Source organism: Flavobacterium sp. (assembly GCF_041911335.1).
In the GTDB taxonomy this organism is placed as follows: domain Bacteria; phylum Bacteroidota; class Bacteroidia; order Flavobacteriales; family Flavobacteriaceae; genus Flavobacterium.
Genome location: NZ_JAYRPD010000045.1, coordinates 97,655 through 115,617 on the forward strand (window position 1 = coordinate 97,655; position 17,963 = coordinate 115,617).

The following is a 17,963-nucleotide window of genomic DNA, read 5'->3' on the forward strand; positions in this document are numbered from 1 at the left end:
GAAAAAATAACTTTTCGTATATTTGTGAAATAACGAAAAATGTAAAAGATATGAATGATTTTGTAGTAGTTGCTATTTTTAACAACCAAAGAGAAACCATGAAATTAAGAAGTGTACTGGAACGAAAAAAAATTCCATACATTATTCAAGATGAAACTGTAGTATCGGTTGATCCATTACAAAGTATTGGTTTTGGAAACATTACTTTGAAAGTAGAAGAACAAAATGTAGAACAAGTGAAAAAGATACTTGTCGAATTAAAAAAAGAAAAATTAATTGTTCAATAAAAATTTAGGATTTACTTATTGTGAATCCTTTTTTATTTCATCACATGGAAAACTTTATAACTGTTGCTATTTTTAACTACCAACACGAAACATTAATTATTAAAAATTTATTAGAGCAAGAAGGAATTGCTTATTTTTTTGAAAACGAAACCATCGTTGGAATCGATCCTTTTGCCACAATAGCTTACGGCGGAATCAAATTAAAAGTACATCCAAACGATGAAGCAACCGTAAAAGTAATTCTTAAAAAATTAAATGAAGACGATCATTTAAAAATTGTTTAATTTTTAAAAGCTGAAAGTTTTCAACATATATTAAAAACAATAAAAAATATTTTTAATTAAATTTAAATTTATGATGGTTATTATAGCGTGTTAATATGTGGAATAAGTTTTTTTACAGAAGTAGTTTTTAAAAGTTATTGTTACTTATACAACGTAATTAACAATTCTAAAATTTAGTAAAGAACTGAAAATAAGACCTTCTAAATTCTTTCTTTTGTAGTTATCAACAGTTGTTGAAATTTGATTTTATAATGGTTTTGTAAATAACTTCAATTGTTGATTTCTGTTGAAAACTGATTTTTTTCTATTGATAACTTTTCTAAAAATTCGTGAAACTAAATTAGGAATTTTGATTGTGGTTTTGGATTACAATTTTTTAATCAACATCCAAAAAAAACTTCTTATTTTCTATCCAAAGTTGTTAACAATTATTGTTAAATTAAGGTTAACTGATTATCAAGGATTTACGTAAAGAAATTAACAATGTGTAATTTTTAGTTCACTTTATTACATAATTCATTGGTTTTAAATGATTTGGTTAAAAAAATATCAAAATCCGAATCATATTATTAATACTCCTTAATCTTTAGTATTTTTGCATATACAAAACACACAACAACTTATGAAAATTTCAATTGGAAACGACCACGCTGGTCCAGATTATAAAAAAGCTATTGTTGAATTCTTAGAAGAAAAAGGATATACGGTTTATAACCATGGAACTGATACTTTTGATAGTGTTGATTATCCTGATTTTGGTCACCCAGTAGCCTACGATGTAGAAAGTAAAAAAGCTGATTTAGGAATCGTAATTTGTGGTTCAGGAAACGGAATTGCTATGACTGCTAACAAACATCAAGATATTCGTGCTGCTTTATGTTGGACAAAAGAAATCGCTGCTTTAGCACGTCAACATAATGATGCTAACATTATTAGTATTCCAGCTCGTTATACTTCTATTCAGCAAGCTATTGAAATGGTAGATACGTTTTTAAATACTTCTTTTGAAGGCGGAAGACACGGTAATCGTGTGAAAAAAATCGCTTGTAAATAATATTTTAAAAGATAAAATTAGCCTACAAGGTTTCTAAAATCTTGTTGGTTTAAAAAAATAAAAAAGATAATTTGAAATATAATTATTAGAATGAATTTCCACAAAAATGACCATTTCGAAATTTTGTGACGAAAAATAAACATTCCAAATATTCCTCCAACGCTTCCAAAAAACAGCGAAATTAAAAACAAATTTTGTTCAGAAATTCTACGCTTATTATTTTTAGCTAACCATTTATCGTATCCAAAAATCAAAAAAGTTAGACTATTAATAACTATATAAAGATATGTTAAGGTTTCGTTCATTTAATATATTTTTCTAAAATTAAAAAAATTGAATTAACGATCAATTAAATACTTTGTAAACTTTGCGAAAACCTTTGCATCTTTGCGTTAAATAAAATTACAATGACCTATATTCAATTCATTCAAAACCAAACCAACATTGCTCTAAAAAGCATTGAAACTACTATAAAATTACTTTCAGAAGATTGTACGATTCCTTTTATTTCGCGTTACCGAAAAGACCAAACCGGAAATTTAGATGAGGTGCAAATCGAAGCCATTTCGAAACTAAACAAGCAATTTGATGAAATCATCAAGCGAAAAGAAAGTATTTTAAAATCGATTGAAGAGCAAAACGCACTTTCTCCAGAATTGAAATCCAAAATTGAAAATAGTTTCGATTTACAAGAATTGGAAGATTTCTATTTACCCTACAAAAAGAAAAAGAAAACCAAAGCTGATGTGGCTCGTGAAAACGGATTAGAACCATTGGCAAAAATTATCATGAGCCAAAAAAATGATGATATTGAGTTTTTAGCCTCGAAATATTTGAATACAAACGTTAAAAACGAAGACGAAGCTTTACAAGGCGCTCGCGATATTATTGCTGAATGGATTAATGAAAATATCTTTATTCGTAAAAATTTACGTCGCTTGTTCCAACGAAAAGCCGAAATCACAACCAAAGTCGTTAAAACCAAAAAAGACGACGAAGGAGCTCAAAAATTCTCCCAATATTTTGATTGGGCGGAACCGATTTCAAAAGCACCATCACATCGTTTATTAGCCATGTTACGTGCCGAAGCTGAAGGTTTTGTGAAGTTAAATGTCGCTGTTGAAAAAGAAGAAGCTTTAGATTTCATTGAAGAAAATATCATCAAAAATAAAAATTCGGATGCAACCGAACATTTAGAATTAGCCATTAAAGATAGTTACAAACGCTTGTTAGAACCTACTATTTCAAACGAAACCTTACAAGAAGCGAAAGCCAAAGCCGATATAAAAGCGATTGATGTGTTTTCGGAAAATTTACGCCAGTTGTTGTTAGCACCGCCTTTAGGTGAAAAACGAATTTTAGCCATCGACCCAGGATATAGAACGGGTTGTAAAGTGGTTTGTTTGGATGAAAAAGGCGATTTGTTAAACAACGAAACCATTTATCCACATGCACCACAAAACGACACCGCAATGGCGATGAAAAAAATTCGTTCTATGATGAATGCGTATAATATTGAAGCGATTTCTATTGGAAACGGAACCGCTTCTCGTGAAACCGAATTTTTCATTAAAAAAATCGCTTTTGATAAACCCGTTCAAGTTTTTGTAGTATCGGAAGCCGGCGCATCGGTATATTCTGCGAGTAAAATTGCCCGCGAGGAATTTCCAAATTATGACGTAACCGTTCGTGGCTCGGTTTCGATTGGAAGACGACTTTCTGACCCATTAGCGGAATTGGTAAAAATTGACCCAAAATCTATTGGTGTTGGACAATACCAGCACGATGTGGATCAAACTAAATTGCAATCGGCTTTAGATAGCACAGTAATGAGTTGTGTGAATTCAGTTGGAATTAACATCAACACTGCTAGTAAATCGTTGTTGAGTTACGTTTCAGGAATTGGTGAAAAAATGGCGGAAAATATCGTAGCTTATCGTTCCGAAAACGGACCTTTTGAAGATAGAAAACAACTGAAAAAAGTACCGCGTTTAGGAGAAAAAGCTTACCAACAAGCCGCAGCTTTCATTAGAATTCGCGATGGGAAAAACCCTTTGGATAATTCGGCAGTACATCCGGAAGCGTATCCTATTGTGGAAAAAATGGCTATAGATTTGGGTATAAAAACCAATGAATTAATCGCCAATAAAGAAAAAATTGCTCAAATAAAACCTGAAAATTACATCACGGCAGAAATCGGAATTTTAACGTTGAAAGACATTCTAAAAGAGTTAGAAAAACCAGGGTTGGATCCAAGAAAAGCCGCAAAAATTTTCGAATTCGATCCAAATGTTCGCTCTATTTCTGATTTAAAAACCGGCATGATTTTACCCGGAATTGTGAATAACATTACCGCTTTTGGATGTTTTGTAGATTTAGGAATCAAAGAAAGTGGTTTAGTACATATTTCGCAATTGAAAGAAGGTTATGTTTCGGATGTAAATGAAGTGGTAAAAATGCACCAACATGTACAAGTAAAAGTTGTTGAGGTTGACGAAGCAAGAAAGCGAATTCAGTTGACGATGATATTGTAATCGAGTAAAAAGATAAAATCCCAAACTCTAACTAATAAAAGTTGGAATTTGGGATTTTAAATATTGAAAAGAAAAACTATTCTTTTTCTTTTGTTTCTTCTTCTTTTTTAGAATTAGCAGGTTGGTCGTCATTGGCTGCTTTTTTGAACTCTTTGATACCAGTTCCAATTCCTTTCATTAATTCTGGAATTTTTTTACCACCAAAAAGTAAAACAATAATAGCGATTATAAGAATAACTTGTGTTGGACCAACAACTCCTAAAAATATAGCTAGTGCATTCATTTTTCTAAAATTTAAAGTACAAAGATATAAAGAAATTAACAAATGATTATTTTTTAACGATTAATTATACAATTCGAAATTAGAAACCCGTTGTATTTAGTATATTTGTGTAATTAATATGTTTTAAAAATGGCTAATAAAAGGCTAAAAAGACAACTTTTATTAAGAAAATTATTCAATAAGAGAAGGTTAGTTATTCTTAACGAAGATACTTTTGAAGAAACTTTTTCATTAAAATTAAATTTAATGAATGTCTTTGTAGTGGCAAGTGTTGGTGCTATTTTAATCATTTTTGTTACTACTTATATTATTGCTTTTACGCCATTGCGCGAATACATTCCAGGTTATGCTTCTTCAAAATTGAAACAAGAAGCCTTGGAAATGGCTATAAAATCAGATTCTTTGGAAAAATCTGTGAAGATTAATAATGCTTATATCGCTTCCATAAAAAAAGTGCTCACGGGCGATTTAGAATATGCAAAATTGAATAAAGATTCTATAAAAGCTTTAAATGCTGCAGAACTTGATTTATCGGAACTTGCTCCAACCGAAAAAGAAAAAGAGCTTAGAGAACAAGTTATAAAAGAAGATAAATACAACGTTTTTGAATCTTCAAAACCTAAAGTAAGTTTTGTATTGTTTCCACCAGCTCAAGGAAGTATTTTACAAAAATATAATGTTGGAAATAAACATTTAGCTGTTACCATTGCATTGACCAACAATACACCAATCAAAGCTGTAGCAGCTGGAACCATCATTTTTTCGGATTGGACGCCAAGTTCAGGATATGTGGTGATTGTGCGTCATAAGGATGATATTTTATCGGTGTATAAAAATGCGGCTTCGGTAACTAAAAAGCAAGGAAATACTGTGAAATCAGGAGAGGTTATTGCTCTTGCTGGAAATGCAAATACAGTTCAAAATTCGGGTGCAACCTTACATTTTGAATTATGGAAAGATGGTTTCCCAATTGATCCAACTCAATTTATCAATTTCAATTAACATGTCAGTAAAAGCTTTTGCGGCCAAGTTATTTGCCAAAAGAATTCACGTAAAAACTCAAAAATGGGTAACTAATCCAATTGAAACCCAACAGAAGGTTTTTGAAGAATTAATCAAAGAAGCGACTCATACGCAATTTGGAAAAGACCACGATTTTGGTTCTATAAAATCCCATTCCGATTTTATTCGAAAAGTTCCCGTTCGCGATTACGAAGGTTTGAAACATTATGTAGATAAAGTGGTAAAAGGTGAAGAAAATGTACTTTGGAAAGGAAAACCGCTTTATTTTGCTAAAACTTCTGGAACTACTTCGGGTGCTAAATATATTCCGTTGACAAAAGAATCAATGCCGTTTCATATTCAAGCGGCTCGAAATGCGATTTTAAGTTACATTAATGAAACTGGAAAAGCTGATTTTGTTTCAGGTAAAATGATTTTCTTGCAAGGAAGTCCGATTTTGGAAGAAAAAAACGGAATCAAACTCGGAAGATTATCCGGAATTGTAGCGCATTTTGTTCCGAAATATTTACAAAAAAACCGCATGCCGAGTTGGGAAACCAATTGCATCGAAGATTGGGAAACTAAAGTCAATGCCATTGTAGAAGAAACTATTAAGGAGAATATGACGGTGATTTCTGGAATTCCGTCTTGGGTGCAAATGTATTTTGAGAAATTACAAGAAAAAGCAAATAAGCCTGTTGGCGAAATTTTTAAAAAATTCAATTTGTTCATTTACGGAGGCGTGAATTATGAACCTTACAGAGCGAAATTCGAAAATTTAATCGGAAGAAAAGTCGATTCTATTGAATTGTTTCCAGCTTCTGAAGGCTTTTTTGCTTACCAAGATTCTCAGAAGGAAAAAGGTATGTTACTACTATTGAATTCCGGAATTTTCTATGAATTCATTAAAGCAGACGAATTTTTCACTGAATATCCAAAACGATACACCATTGGCGAAGTGGAATTAGGCGTTAATTACGTTTTAATTATTTCTACCAACGCTGGACTTTGGGCTTACAACATTGGTGACACGATTCAGTTTACGAGTTTAAAACCCTATCGAGTAATCGTTTCGGGAAGAATCAAACATTATATTTCTGCTTTTGGAGAACACGTTATTGGAAAAGAAGTGGAATCAGCACTAAAAGAAGCAATGGAAGGAACAGATGTTCGAGTGAACGAATTCACAGTCGCGCCACAAATCACACCAACCGAGGGTTTGCCTTATCATGAATGGTTCATTGAATTTGAAAATGAACCAACCAATTTAGAAGAGTTTGCTTTAAAAATCGATGCTGCCATGCGCAAACAAAATGTGTATTACGACGATTTGATTGTTGGGAATGTGCTGCGAACATTAGTCATAACAAAAGTTCCAAAAAACGGTTTCCAAGAATACATGAAATCCATTGGGAAATTAGGTGGACAAAATAAATTACCAAGATTAAGTAACGATAGAAAAATTGCTCAGTTTTTTGAGATAAAAGAATAAAGATGAAAGAGAAAAGACTGATTTGGATTTTTTTGATTGTTTCCCAATTTGCGTTTTCACAAATCCGTGGCGTGGTCAAAGACAGTATTTCTGGCGAACCCATTCCCTATGTGAACATTTGGGTGGAGAATGAAACGGTTGGAACTACTTCGGAAGCTGACGGAACGTTTTTCTTAGAAGCTTCAAAACAAAAAAACATTGTGATTTCGGTTTTAGGTTATGAAAGAAAAACATTGAAAGGAAGTGAAATTTCAGTAGTTCAATTAAAACCAATGACTTATGACTTACGAGAAATCGTAATTCTAAATAAAAAACAGTCGAAACAAATTGAAATTGGCGACATCAAAAACGCAATTTTTCAATCGTTTGATAACGGACCTAAAATAGAAGCTAAGTTTTTTCCATACCAGGCTTCTTATAATAAAACTAAATTCATAAAGGAAGTCACTATTTTTACTGATAGTCGAATAGATGATGCGACAATAAAACTTCACTTTTATAGTGTAGATGAAAACGGATTTCCGGGCGAAGAATTGTTAACTAAAGATTACATTGTTACCTTGAAAAAAGGGGTTATCAAACATCGTTTTAATATTTCGCAATTTGATTTGGTTTTCCCAGAAAAAGGAATGTTTGTGGCTTATGAAAAATTGTTAATTGAAAGTAACAAAACAGGTACCAAATACCAACCTTATGTATTGTATAATTATGTAGATAGAGACTTTTTTTATACGTATGCATTTGGAAAATGGAGCAAACAAGCGGGTAATAGTTCTGAGAAAATCAGTGTAAATGAGCCTTCAATAAACCTGATTTTATCGAACTAAAATAAAAAACACTACATTTGTAGGTTAGAAAATATAAAAATTAATGAAAGACATTAAAAACATTTCGCGCTCAAGAGCGCAAGAGTCCTCAGCAGCTATTGAGCGACTGTACATTACCATGAGACATTTATTTAACAGAGGTTTCTATAAACCAATGGGTGTTTCAGGAGAAACTTTAAGAGAAGCTTTATTAGCGCTTCGACCAGAAATTTACGGTTCTATTGCCGAAGAAAAAGTAGAATTAAACGGACTTTTATACGTAATTGAACGTTTACCTATTGGAATCGAAGAATGCCGTTACATCAATTTAACTTCAGATGAAGGCTATTCAAATTCGCATTTTAAAGCGATTGTTCCTCCAAAAAGAAGAAGAAATTGTTACCGTATCGACGACGAACAAATGAATGTGGAAATCACACGTGGACGTTCGGATATTTACGATATTTTAACGCATTTGACCTTTATTTTTATCGAATCACACAAAATTAAAGATAGAGTTTTAATTGATGATGAAGGAGCAGTTTCTCGCGATTGGCAAAAATTAGAAGTAGCGGTAAAACAAACTAAAAAACTACCTTTAGTGGAGCGTGAAAAAGCTATTTCTCACGCAGCTAACGTTTTAGGAAGAACTTTTGCCGAAGTTCAAGATATTTACGATGATTTTGCTACAGCCGAAGCTCCAGATAGATTCTTACACGTTGTGTATTGGTTAGGAAAATTAGCTATCGAAGAAGTAGTCGATAATAACAAAAGAACGATTACATTTAGTCCAATTTTACGAGAAAGATTAGGTCATCATATTTATGGCGATATTTGGGCTACCACGATTAAAGAAGTTTTACTTAAAAACGATTTAATTGATAGACCAATTCACATCATTAGTGCTAATATGCACAGTGTAATGAATTCTATTTTTGCAGAACCTGTTTTAGGAAAAAAATACAAAAACACACCTGAATTTCAGATATTTGAAGATTTAAGTAGTTCGGCAAATAAAGAGTTGCGCAAGAAAGTAGAAGAAGTTGCGTTACAACAAGGAATGATTTCGTTGCCAGATGCATCTGGAACCAATATCGATGTTCAAATTTTTGATACGGCTAAAATTGATTTCAAGAAAACTATTTTTGCTGAAGCTAAATTAGCTAAAGAAAAGCCGGTTATCATTGTAATGGATTACGCATTTGGGGAACAGGCCTTCGAAACCATTGATGAATTATTGAAACCTTACAAAGCAGAAAAGAAAAATAAAATTTTCTTAAATGTAGAATCGGTTTCTATTATGGGAAAAGCTGGAATTTTAGAAGGAGGAAAAGGTGATATTATGATTCCATGCGCTCATGTGAACGAAGGAACAGCTGATAATTATCCGTTTGATAACGAGTTAACCAAAGAAATGTTTGAAGGTAATGGCATTCCGGTTTTTGCTGGACCTATGATTACGGTTTTAGGAACGTCGCTTCAAAACAGAGATTTATTGAAATTTTTCCATGAATCAACTTGGCAAGCAATTGGTTTAGAGATGGAAGGAGCGTATTATCAAAAAGCGATTCAATCGGCTTCTAAAATTAGAAAAAGTATCAATCCTAATGTAAAAGTTCGTTATGCTTATTATGCATCGGATAACCCATTAGAAACGGGAAGTACATTAGCATCAGGAGGATTAGGAACCACTGGAGTAAAACCAACGTATTTAATTACAATTAAAATATTAGAACAAATCTTTAACGTAAAATAAGAATTAATGAGTACAAATTCTCAAGATCAAGAAATCGATTTAGGACAAATCGGAACCGGAATTAAGAACTTTTTCAATGGAATAGTGAATTCCATTTTCGATTTTATATTCTTTGTGAAAAAGAAGATTGTAATTATTGGAAGTTTATTTGTTATCGGGGTTGTTGCAGCTTTTGTGTTAGATCCCAAAATTTATAACCATGAAATTTCGGTTATTCCTAATTTTGGAAGTAATGAGTATTTGTATGCAAAAATTGGACAAATTAATACCAAGTTAAGAGAAAAGGATGCTGCTTTCTTTAAAGAAATAGGTATAAAAAATTTTGAAGATATTGTAGAAGTTGATGTTAAAGCATATCCAGCTATTTATAATTTTGTTAATAACAAGGATCAACAAAATAATTTTGAATTAATTAAGTTGATGGCAGAAGATGGCGATATTGATAAAATCATGAAAAGTGATATTACCAGTAGAAACTATTATCATCATAAAATATCAATTCAGACAAAAGGAATGTTTAAAAGAGAGGATTTTATAATTCCTATTTTGAACTATTTAAATTCAAATCAATATTTTGAGATTCAACAAAAAGTATATCAAAAGAATCTCGCTGATAAGATTGTTTTAAACGACTCTTTAATCCATCAAATAGATAAACTAATAGTTTTATTGTCTTCAAATAATTCTTCAGGAACAATTTCAATTTCCGAAAAAAACAGTATTCCAGAATTAGTTGAAAAGAAGGATAAATTAATACAAGAAAAACAATATTTATTAACTAATGAAAATATTTTTGATAAAATAATCAAAGAGGAAAGTAGTGTAATTAATATTCGTAATTATAAACCATTGTTTTTGAATAATAAGATTATATTTCCTTTACTTTTAGTATTTTTATACATGTTATTTTATGTTTTAAACAATTCATTTAAAAAACAATTAGCAAGAGTAAAACAATAATGAAATATATTTTAATAACAGGAGGAGCGGGTTTTATCGGTGCTAATTTTGTTCCTTATTTTATCGAGAACAATTCAGATTATCATTTAGTAAATTTGGATTTACTTACGTATGCTGGAAATTTAGAAAATGTAAAAGAAGTTGAAAATCATTCTCGATATACTTTTGTTCAAGGCGATATTTGTGATCGAAATTTTATTGAAGAATTATTTCAAAAATACCGATTTCATGACGTTATTCACTTTGCCGCAGAAAGTCATGTTGATAATTCGATTTCGGGTCCAGAAGCCTTTATTAAAACCAATGTTTTAGGAACGTTTAATTTATTAGATACTGCAAGAAAACTTTGGATGTCGGCTCCTAATCAATACAATGCTGGATTTGAAAATTCGCGTTTTCATCATGTTTCTACGGATGAGGTTTACGGAACATTAGGCGAAACTGGATTATTTGAAGAAACGACTCCTTATGCTCCAAATAGTCCCTATTCGGCATCAAAGGCAGGTTCAGATATGATTGTAAGAAGTTATTTTCATACCTATGGAATGAATGTGGTAACGACCAATTGTTCTAATAATTACGGACCTAAACAACACGATGAAAAGTTAATTCCAACTATTATTCGTAAAGCAATACAAGGAGAAAATATTCCAATTTATGGAGATGGAAAAAATGTTCGCGATTGGTTATATGTTTTAGACCATTGTAAAGGAATTGAATTGGCTTTCAAAAATGGAAAATCGGGTGAAACGTATAATATTGGCGGTAGAAACGAACGCAATAATTTATACATTGTTGATACTGTTTGTAATATTCTGAATGAAATTCAACCAAAATCAGAAGGAAGATATCAAGACCAAATTACGTTTGTGAAAGATAGACCAGGTCATGATTTACGTTATGCCATTGATGCCACTAAAATAGAAACAGAGTTAGGTTGGAAAGCCGATGAAAATTTTGAAACTGGAATTGTAAAAACTGTTCGTTGGTATTTAGAAAAGTTTAAAAACAAATAAATAATATATAAGGTTTATATGGGATATGTACGGGATATGTACGGGATATCTAAGAAGTATCAACCTGCTTATCTATAATAGAAATGAAAGGAATTATATTAGCTGGAGGTTCAGGCACTCGTTTACATCCGTTAACATTAGCGGTGAGTAAACAATTGATGCCTATTTATGATAAACCGATGATTTATTATCCGTTATCAACATTAATGTGGGCTGGAATTAGAGAAATTTTGATTATTTCGACACCTCATGATTTACCTTTATTTCGTCAATTATTAGGCGATGGAAGTAAATTAGGCTGCCGATTTGAATACGCCGTTCAAGAACACCCAAACGGATTAGCGGAAGCTTTTATTATTGGAAAAGAATTCGTTGGTAACGACAAAGTAGCTCTAATTTTAGGCGATAATATTTTCTACGGAACCGGTTTGGCCGAGTTACTTCAAGCGAATAGTAATCCAAATGGTGGAATCATTTACGCTTATCATGTTCATGATCCAGAGCGTTATGGTGTAGTTGATTTTGATGCAGCTGGAAAGGTATTGTCTATTGAAGAAAAACCAGCTCATCCAAAATCGAACTATGCTGTTCCAGGAATTTATTTCTATGATAATGATGTTATAGAAATCGCAGCAAATATCAAACCAAGTCACAGAGGTGAATTAGAAATTACCGATGTAAATAAGGAATATTTGAAGCGCGGCAAACTGCAAGTGAGTATTTTAGATAGAGGAACCGCTTGGTTAGATACAGGAACCTTCCAATCGTTAATGCAAGCTGGACAATTTGTTGAAGTTATTGAAGAACGTCAAGGATTAAAAATTGGCGCTATTGAAGAAGCTGCCTATAAAATGGGTTTCATTGATGCCAATCAGTTAAAAGCATTAGCAGAACCATTATTAAAGAGTGGTTACGGAAAACATTTAATGAGCCTTATTTAATTAGTCAATTTGTCAATGTGACAATATGTTAATAAAAATAAATTAGACTCATTGACATATTGAAAATTGGCACATTATGTAGCATATGACATTTACAGAAACCAAACTTAAAGGATGTTTTATCCTGGAACCGAAAATATTTAAAGACGAACGTGGTTATTTCATGGAGAGTTTTAACGAAAAGACTTTTCAAGAAGGAATAGGTCAAAAAGTGACTTTTGTTCAAGACAATCAATCGTTTTCAACTCGAGGTGTTTTGAGAGGATTGCATTACCAATGTGGCGAACATGCGCAAGCTAAGTTAGTTCGTGTGTTACAAGGTGAAGTTTTAGATGTAGCTGTGGATTTACGTCCCAATTCTGAAACTTATGGGCAATATGAAGCGTTGTTACTTTCGGGTGAAAATCAAAAACAGTTTTTTGTTCCAAGAGGTTTTGCACATGGTTTTTTAGTGTTATCTGAAACCGCAACTTTCTTTTATAAATGCGATAATTTTTACAACAAAGAAAGTGAAGGTGGTTTGATTTTTAATGATGAAACGGTTAATATAAATTGGAATTTTCCAACAAATGAATTGATTATATCCGAAAAAGATCAAGTTTTGCCTAATCTTGAAAATGCTAGAAAAGTATGGTAGTTTTAGTCACAGGAGCCAACGGTCAATTAGGGCAATCTATTCAGTTTATTGCTAACCAATATCCAAATGTTCAGTTTATTTACACTGATTATCAAGAACTTGATATTACAAATTTTGAAAGTTGTCTTACCGTTTTTGCTAAATATAAACCCCAATTTTGTATCAACACAGCTGCTTACACCGCTGTTGATAAGGCTGAAAGTGAATCAGATAAAGCGCATTTAATTAATGCTGTTGGTCCTGAAAATTTAGCTAAGGTTTGCAAGGAATTTAATACTATTTTAGTTCATATTTCTACAGATTTTATTTTTGATGGTACTTCGACTTCGCTCAGTATGACAAATGGATATAAAGAGACGGATATTCCAAATCCACAAAGTGTTTACGGACAAACGAAGTTGGATGGCGAATTAGCAGTTCAAAAAAATTGGGAAAAACATTTCATTATAAGAACTTCATGGGTGTATTCTCAATTTGCAAATAATTTCATGAAAACGATGTTACGTTTGGCTTCGGAACGAGATAACTTATCTGTTGTAAACGACCAAATTGGAACACCTACAAATGCTGTTGATTTAGCTGAGGTTTTACTAAAAATAATTACATCTTATCAGACTGAGTCACACGAAGTTTTCGGGATCTATAATTTTTCAAACGAAGGCGTTTGTTCTTGGTACGATTTTGCGGCAGCAATATTCCATCAAAAAGGAATAGAAATTGATTTGAAACCTATTCCAACAGATTCCTATCCTACGCCAGCTAAAAGACCTGCATATAGTGTTTTAGATAAAACTAAAATTAAAAAGGTTTTTGCTATTGAAATTAAAGATTGGAAAGAAAGTTTAACCGTAAGTTTAAACCATTTGAATTAATGAAAAGAGCCCTACTCTTTATCTGTTTTTACGTTTCATTGTCTTTTTCTCAAGAAAAGTCATCAGGTTATTTTGATGTGCAACTTTTTAGAGGAAATATTATAAAACATACGGAAGATGTTGGGCATTTGATTTCAGGTCATCCGGATGGATTTTTAGTAAGCTATAACTGGAAAACTTTTGGTAAAAAAGAATGGGAGCAAGTTTATAATTATCCAGATTATGGAATTTCATTCCATTATTTAGACTTTAAAAATCAATATCTAGGGTATAATGTGGCCTTAGGATTACATTATAATTTTTATTTTTTTAATCGAAATTTAATGTTTCGAATTTCACAAGGAATTGGTATGACATCGAATCCTTATGATAAAGAAACCAACAATAAAAACAACGCTTTTGGAACTAAAGTAATGGATAACACTTACTTTATGTTGCAGTATAAAAAAGAAAATCTTTTTAATCGAATAGGATTTCAAGCTGGTTTTATGTTAACCCATTTTTCAAACGGTAGATTTAAAGCGCCAAATAGCGGAATCAATACTGTAGCACTAAATGTTGGTTTAAATTATAACCTAACAAACGAAAAAGAAGAATTTATAGTTGATTCACTACCACCATCAGCATCTTACAAAGAAAGAATCAAATACAATATTGCTTTTAGGACTGGAATTTCAGAAGGACCAGTTCCGCATTTGGGTCAACGTCAATTTTATCACATTGGCTTATATGCTGATAAACGAATTGGAAGAAAAAGTGCTTTACAATTAGGAACCGATGTTTTCTTTTCAAGATACTTAAAAGATTATATTGATTTTGTTTCTGTGGCTTTTCCTCCTGGACATGAATCATATGCTGCTTCTGATACCGATTATAAAAGAGTTGGATTGTTTGTTGGGCATGAATTATTTATTAATAAACTTTCCATTGAAACACAACTTGGTTATTACGTTTACAAACCATTTGATTATGAAATTGATATTTATCAAAGAATAGGAGCAAAATATTATCTTTACAAAAACTTGTTTACAGGAGTTGGATTAAAAACCCACGGCGGAAGAGCCGAAGCTATAGAAGCTACAATAGGAGTACGATTATAAGATGAGAAAATTTATTTTACATATAGTTACTTTGTGTTGCCTAATTTTGGTAACAAGCTGTGGTATTTCCGAAGATTGTTTTAAAGGAAATGGCAATCAAATTATGCAAACATTTCCTTTTGAAGGTTTTTCTAAAATAAAAGTATACGATGGCGTTGGGTTGGTTGTTAAAGAAGGACCTAATTATGAGGTTAAAATAAAAACATCAGAAAATATCATTGACAACTTAGATGTTAAGCTAGAAGGAAATATGCTGGTGATTAAAGACAATTCTTCTTGTAATATTGCTAGGGATTACGGACAAACTACGGTTTATGTAACTATTCCAGATGGAACTATTTTACCTTTAATACCAGAATTAGAACTGCATTGTAAAACCGAACAAAAAATACAATCTGACGGCGTGTTACACTCACCAATTGTTCGTTTATTTGCAATAGGTGATGATGGTGATGGAGCAGGAACAGGAGATTTTTATATTAATGTGGATAATGGTCAATTTGTAGTAGAAAGTAATAATGTTTCCAATTTTTATATTTCTGGACATTGTTCAGAAATGTTATTAAATTTTTACTTTGGAGATGGACGTTTTTATGGAGAAAACTTACGAGCTGAAAATATAAAATTATATCATAGAGGTTCAAACGATATGTTTGTATATCCAATTCAAAAAATAGAAGGAACTATTTTTGCAACAGGAAATGTTGTTTTAAAAAATGTACCTCCTATAGTTAATGTAGATGAGGTATATAGAGGAAGAGTAATTTATTAAATATGAATCAAAAGAAAAACATCTATTGCTTAACACCCATTTATAACGATTGGGAAAGTTTTGCTGTTTTGGTTCAAGAGATAAGTCTTTTAAAGCAAAATTTTAGCGCTTACGATTTTTTTATAGTAGCCGTAAATGATGGTTCTACTGAAGATATTTCAGAAGACTTCGATTACAAGAATATACCTGCTACGGTTTTAAATTTAAAAATAAACATTGGGCATCAAAGAGCTATTGCTGTTGGGTTGCAATATATTTATAATGAAGTATCCGATTATGATTTTGTTGTGGTAATGGATAGTGACGGAGAAGACAAACCACAAGACATAAAAGAATTAATCAACAAAGCGGAACAAGAACAAGAAAAGAAAATCATTTTCGCCCAACGAAAAAAACGTCAAGAATCTACATTTTTTAAAATAGGGTATTTCTTTTATAAATACTTATTCTATTTCCTAACGGGACAAAAGATAAGTTTTGGAAATTTCAGTGTAATTCCAAAAAAATTACTTTCAAAAGTAGTTCATCAAAATAACATTTGGAACCATTATTCGGGCGGAATTATCCAATCTAAAATTCCTTTTGAAAAAGTATTGCTCGATAGAGGAAAACGCTACAAAGGTGTTTCTAAAATGAATTTTAATAGTTTAATAGTTTACGGATTAAGTTCTATATCGGTTTATTTTGATTTTTTATCCATCCGTATTCTTAGATATTCATTGTATGGAATAGGCATTTGCACTATTTCTGTTTTGTATATTTTATACCAAAAATTATTTACCAACAATGCGATTCCTGGTTGGGCATCAAGTTTAACGTTGATTATTTTGGGCATTATTTTACAATTGTTTTCAGTAACACTAGTTGTTTTGTTATTGCAATTGAGTTCTAGGAAGAATATAAATAGTCCAAATTCAAAGATATATTTAGATTTTATAGAGAGTAAATTAAATATAGCATTATATGAAGAAAGCGGTAACGATAGGATAAAGAGTTTAAATTAAATTATTAATCCATTTATTTTCTCGGTTTAGTTTTTTATGACAGCAATTATAACAAATTTTGAAACACCTCTGTTCGTTTTTGTAATTGCCGTGTTGTTTACGATAAAGAACTATATTTAAAAAATTATAGATTTAATTACAAAGATTATAAAATATGAAAAAGAAATTAGCGATTATTGGCGCTAGCTATTTACAATTACCTTTAGTAGAAAGGGCAAAAAAAATGGGAATAGAAACTCATTGTTTTGCTTGGTCAGAAGGTGCAGTATGTAAAGAAGTTGCTGATTTTTTTCATCCAATTTCAATTTTAGAAAAAGAAGCTATTTTACAAAAATGTATTGAAATCGAAATAGACGGAATAACATCAATAGCTACCGATATGGCTGTTCCAACTATATGCTATGTGGCTGAAAAAATGAATTTAATTTCAAATTCTTATAACTCTTCAATTATTTCAACAAACAAAAGTGAAATGAGAAAAGCTTTTAAAAAAGGGGGTTGTACTATTCCTAAATTTATTGAAGTAACTAATAGCAATGTAAATATAAATGGTTTCAATTTTCCGCTGATTGCAAAACCTGTTGACAGATCAGGCAGTAGAGGGGTAACAAAAGTTATATTTGAAAACGAATTGGTTGAAGCCGTAAATTATGCAATAAATGAATCGTTTTGCAAAAAAGCAATTATTGAAGAATTCATAGAAGGCAATGAAGTTAGTGTAGAAATTATTTCTTGGAATGGAAAACATACTATTTTAGCAATTACCGATAAAGTAACAACTGGAGCACCACATTTTGTAGAATTAGCACATCATCAACCTACAAAATTAGATGTTGTAATACAAGATAAAATTAAAACTGAAGTTATTAAATGTTTAAATGCATTAGAAATTAAACATGGGGCAAGTCATTCAGAATTTAAAATTACGGATAATGGTGAAGTTTATATAATCGAAGTTGGTGCAAGAATGGGTGGAGATTTTATTGGCTCACATCTAGTACAATTATCAACAGGATATGATTTTTGTACGTCTTCAAACTAAATTGGACTTTTGCTAAGAGAGTATTTAGTTAATAATTCAAAGATAAAAGATTTTTTTGATTAGTTGTTAATTTTGATTTTTGGTACTCATTTCTTCGGTTTATAATAGCCATTTTCTTTAA

Annotated in this window: 19 protein-coding genes; 17 read left to right on the forward strand and 2 right to left on the reverse strand. The window is 31.4% G+C overall.

Annotated elements, in window-relative coordinates:
• The first annotated feature begins 50 nt into the window (after positions 1-50).
• From ACE3PD_RS07410 to rpiB, 3 genes are all read left to right on the forward strand, one after another.
• Entirely contained in the window at positions 51-287 is a 237-nt protein-coding gene (locus ACE3PD_RS07410) for a hypothetical protein (protein WP_374401057.1), read from the forward strand.
• A gap of 44 nt (positions 288-331) precedes the next feature.
• Entirely contained in the window at positions 332-571 is a 240-nt protein-coding gene (locus ACE3PD_RS07415; RefSeq protein ID WP_374401059.1) for a DUF2007 domain-containing protein, read from the forward strand.
• A 622-nt stretch (positions 572-1,193) separates the two neighbouring features.
• Complete coding sequence (gene rpiB / locus ACE3PD_RS07420) at positions 1,194-1,625, forward strand: ribose 5-phosphate isomerase B (RefSeq protein ID WP_374401061.1); 432 nt, start codon at positions 1,194-1,196, stop codon at positions 1,623-1,625.
• A gap of 17 nt (positions 1,626-1,642) precedes the next feature.
• Here rpiB and ACE3PD_RS07425 read toward each other — a convergent pair whose 3' ends face one another.
• Positions 1,643-1,930, reverse strand: coding sequence for a DUF1294 domain-containing protein (locus tag ACE3PD_RS07425; RefSeq protein WP_374401063.1), 288 nt, complete (start codon positions 1,928-1,930; stop codon positions 1,643-1,645).
• A 102-nt stretch (positions 1,931-2,032) separates the two neighbouring features.
• Here ACE3PD_RS07425 and ACE3PD_RS07430 point away from each other — a divergent pair, with 102 nt between their 5' ends.
• On the forward strand, positions 2,033-4,159 hold the full coding sequence (locus ACE3PD_RS07430) for a Tex family protein (RefSeq protein ID WP_374401065.1): 2,127 nt from the start codon (positions 2,033-2,035) through the stop codon (positions 4,157-4,159).
• A 76-nt stretch (positions 4,160-4,235) separates the two neighbouring features.
• On the opposite strand, the gene tatA is transcribed toward ACE3PD_RS07430, so the two are convergent.
• On the reverse strand, positions 4,236-4,442 hold the full coding sequence (tatA, locus tag ACE3PD_RS07435; protein ID WP_374401067.1) for a twin-arginine translocase TatA/TatE family subunit: 207 nt from the start codon (positions 4,440-4,442) through the stop codon (positions 4,236-4,238).
• A 129-nt stretch (positions 4,443-4,571) separates the two neighbouring features.
• Between tatA and ACE3PD_RS07440 the strand changes: the two genes are divergently transcribed.
• The 13 genes from ACE3PD_RS07440 to ACE3PD_RS07500 all read left to right on the forward strand — a co-directional run bounded on the left by ACE3PD_RS07440 (position 4,572) and on the right by ACE3PD_RS07500 (position 17,842).
• Complete coding sequence (locus ACE3PD_RS07440; RefSeq protein WP_374401069.1) at positions 4,572-5,444, forward strand: murein hydrolase activator EnvC; 873 nt, start codon at positions 4,572-4,574, stop codon at positions 5,442-5,444.
• Between the two features lies 1 nt (position 5,445).
• The gene (locus ACE3PD_RS07445; RefSeq protein WP_374401071.1) at positions 5,446-6,936 is read left to right on the forward strand and encodes a GH3 auxin-responsive promoter family protein; all 1,491 of its coding nucleotides are present in this window, start codon (positions 5,446-5,448) and stop codon (positions 6,934-6,936) included.
• Positions 6,937-6,938: 2 nt separating this feature from the next.
• On the forward strand, positions 6,939-7,763 hold the full coding sequence (locus tag ACE3PD_RS07450; RefSeq protein WP_374401073.1) for a carboxypeptidase-like regulatory domain-containing protein: 825 nt from the start codon (positions 6,939-6,941) through the stop codon (positions 7,761-7,763).
• 43 nt (positions 7,764-7,806) lie between these two features.
• The gene (locus ACE3PD_RS07455; protein ID WP_374401075.1) at positions 7,807-9,498 is read left to right on the forward strand and encodes a hypothetical protein; all 1,692 of its coding nucleotides are present in this window, start codon (positions 7,807-7,809) and stop codon (positions 9,496-9,498) included.
• A gap of 6 nt (positions 9,499-9,504) precedes the next feature.
• A complete protein-coding gene (locus ACE3PD_RS07460) occupies positions 9,505-10,458 on the forward strand; it encodes a hypothetical protein (protein ID WP_374401077.1) in 954 nt (317 codons plus the stop codon).
• On the forward strand, positions 10,458-11,474 hold the full coding sequence (rfbB, locus tag ACE3PD_RS07465) for a dTDP-glucose 4,6-dehydratase (protein ID WP_374401079.1): 1,017 nt from the start codon (positions 10,458-10,460) through the stop codon (positions 11,472-11,474). The genes ACE3PD_RS07460 and rfbB overlap by 1 nt, the downstream gene beginning before the upstream one ends.
• An 83-nt stretch (positions 11,475-11,557) precedes the next feature.
• The gene (rfbA, locus tag ACE3PD_RS07470; RefSeq protein ID WP_374401081.1) at positions 11,558-12,415 is read left to right on the forward strand and encodes a glucose-1-phosphate thymidylyltransferase RfbA; all 858 of its coding nucleotides are present in this window, start codon (positions 11,558-11,560) and stop codon (positions 12,413-12,415) included.
• An 85-nt stretch (positions 12,416-12,500) separates the two neighbouring features.
• Positions 12,501-13,052 (forward strand): dTDP-4-dehydrorhamnose 3,5-epimerase, encoded by a 552-nt coding sequence (rfbC, locus tag ACE3PD_RS07475; RefSeq protein WP_374401083.1) that lies wholly within the window; start codon positions 12,501-12,503, stop codon positions 13,050-13,052.
• Positions 13,046-13,924: a dTDP-4-dehydrorhamnose reductase gene (rfbD, locus tag ACE3PD_RS07480; protein WP_374401085.1), complete on the forward strand. Its 879-nt coding sequence runs from the start codon at positions 13,046-13,048 to the stop codon at positions 13,922-13,924. Before rfbC ends, rfbD begins: the two co-directional genes overlap by 7 nt.
• Positions 13,924-15,024: an acyloxyacyl hydrolase gene (locus ACE3PD_RS07485; RefSeq protein ID WP_374401087.1), complete on the forward strand. Its 1,101-nt coding sequence runs from the start codon at positions 13,924-13,926 to the stop codon at positions 15,022-15,024. Before rfbD ends, ACE3PD_RS07485 begins: the two co-directional genes overlap by 1 nt.
• A gap of 103 nt (positions 15,025-15,127) precedes the next feature.
• Entirely contained in the window at positions 15,128-15,796 is a 669-nt protein-coding gene (locus ACE3PD_RS07490; protein WP_374401089.1) for a GIN domain-containing protein, read from the forward strand.
• Between the two features lie 2 nt (positions 15,797-15,798).
• Positions 15,799-16,800 (forward strand): glycosyltransferase family 2 protein, encoded by a 1,002-nt coding sequence (locus ACE3PD_RS07495; RefSeq protein WP_374401091.1) that lies wholly within the window; start codon positions 15,799-15,801, stop codon positions 16,798-16,800.
• Between the two features lie 154 nt (positions 16,801-16,954).
• A complete protein-coding gene (locus ACE3PD_RS07500) occupies positions 16,955-17,842 on the forward strand; it encodes an ATP-grasp domain-containing protein (protein WP_374401093.1) in 888 nt (295 codons plus the stop codon).
• Positions 17,843-17,963: the final 121 nt, after the last annotated feature.

Coding starts and splice junctions, on each gene's coding strand:
- tatA (WP_374401067.1), bottom strand. CDS start 4,442: ATGAATGCACTAGCTATATTTTTAGGAGTTGTTGGTCCAACACAAGTT.
- ACE3PD_RS07450 (WP_374401073.1), top strand. CDS start 6,939: ATGAAAGAGAAAAGACTGATTTGGATTTTTTTGATTGTTTCCCAATTT.
- rpiB (WP_374401061.1), top strand. CDS start 1,194: ATGAAAATTTCAATTGGAAACGACCACGCTGGTCCAGATTATAAAAAA.
- rfbA (WP_374401081.1), top strand. CDS start 11,558: ATGAAAGGAATTATATTAGCTGGAGGTTCAGGCACTCGTTTACATCCG.
- ACE3PD_RS07415 (WP_374401059.1), top strand. CDS start 332: ATGGAAAACTTTATAACTGTTGCTATTTTTAACTACCAACACGAAACA.
- ACE3PD_RS07445 (WP_374401071.1), top strand. CDS start 5,446: ATGTCAGTAAAAGCTTTTGCGGCCAAGTTATTTGCCAAAAGAATTCAC.
- ACE3PD_RS07430 (WP_374401065.1), top strand. CDS start 2,033: ATGACCTATATTCAATTCATTCAAAACCAAACCAACATTGCTCTAAAA.
- ACE3PD_RS07485 (WP_374401087.1), top strand. CDS start 13,924: ATGAAAAGAGCCCTACTCTTTATCTGTTTTTACGTTTCATTGTCTTTT.
- rfbC (WP_374401083.1), top strand. CDS start 12,501: ATGACATTTACAGAAACCAAACTTAAAGGATGTTTTATCCTGGAACCG.
- ACE3PD_RS07410 (WP_374401057.1), top strand. CDS start 51: ATGAATGATTTTGTAGTAGTTGCTATTTTTAACAACCAAAGAGAAACC.
- rfbD (WP_374401085.1), top strand. CDS start 13,046: ATGGTAGTTTTAGTCACAGGAGCCAACGGTCAATTAGGGCAATCTATT.
- ACE3PD_RS07460 (WP_374401077.1), top strand. CDS start 9,505: ATGAGTACAAATTCTCAAGATCAAGAAATCGATTTAGGACAAATCGGA.
- ACE3PD_RS07500 (WP_374401093.1), top strand. CDS start 16,955: ATGAAAAAGAAATTAGCGATTATTGGCGCTAGCTATTTACAATTACCT.
- rfbB (WP_374401079.1), top strand. CDS start 10,458: ATGAAATATATTTTAATAACAGGAGGAGCGGGTTTTATCGGTGCTAAT.
- ACE3PD_RS07495 (WP_374401091.1), top strand. CDS start 15,799: ATGAATCAAAAGAAAAACATCTATTGCTTAACACCCATTTATAACGAT.
- ACE3PD_RS07425 (WP_374401063.1), bottom strand. CDS start 1,930: ATGAACGAAACCTTAACATATCTTTATATAGTTATTAATAGTCTAACT.
- ACE3PD_RS07440 (WP_374401069.1), top strand. CDS start 4,572: ATGGCTAATAAAAGGCTAAAAAGACAACTTTTATTAAGAAAATTATTC.
- ACE3PD_RS07490 (WP_374401089.1), top strand. CDS start 15,128: ATGCAAACATTTCCTTTTGAAGGTTTTTCTAAAATAAAAGTATACGAT.
- ACE3PD_RS07455 (WP_374401075.1), top strand. CDS start 7,807: ATGAAAGACATTAAAAACATTTCGCGCTCAAGAGCGCAAGAGTCCTCA.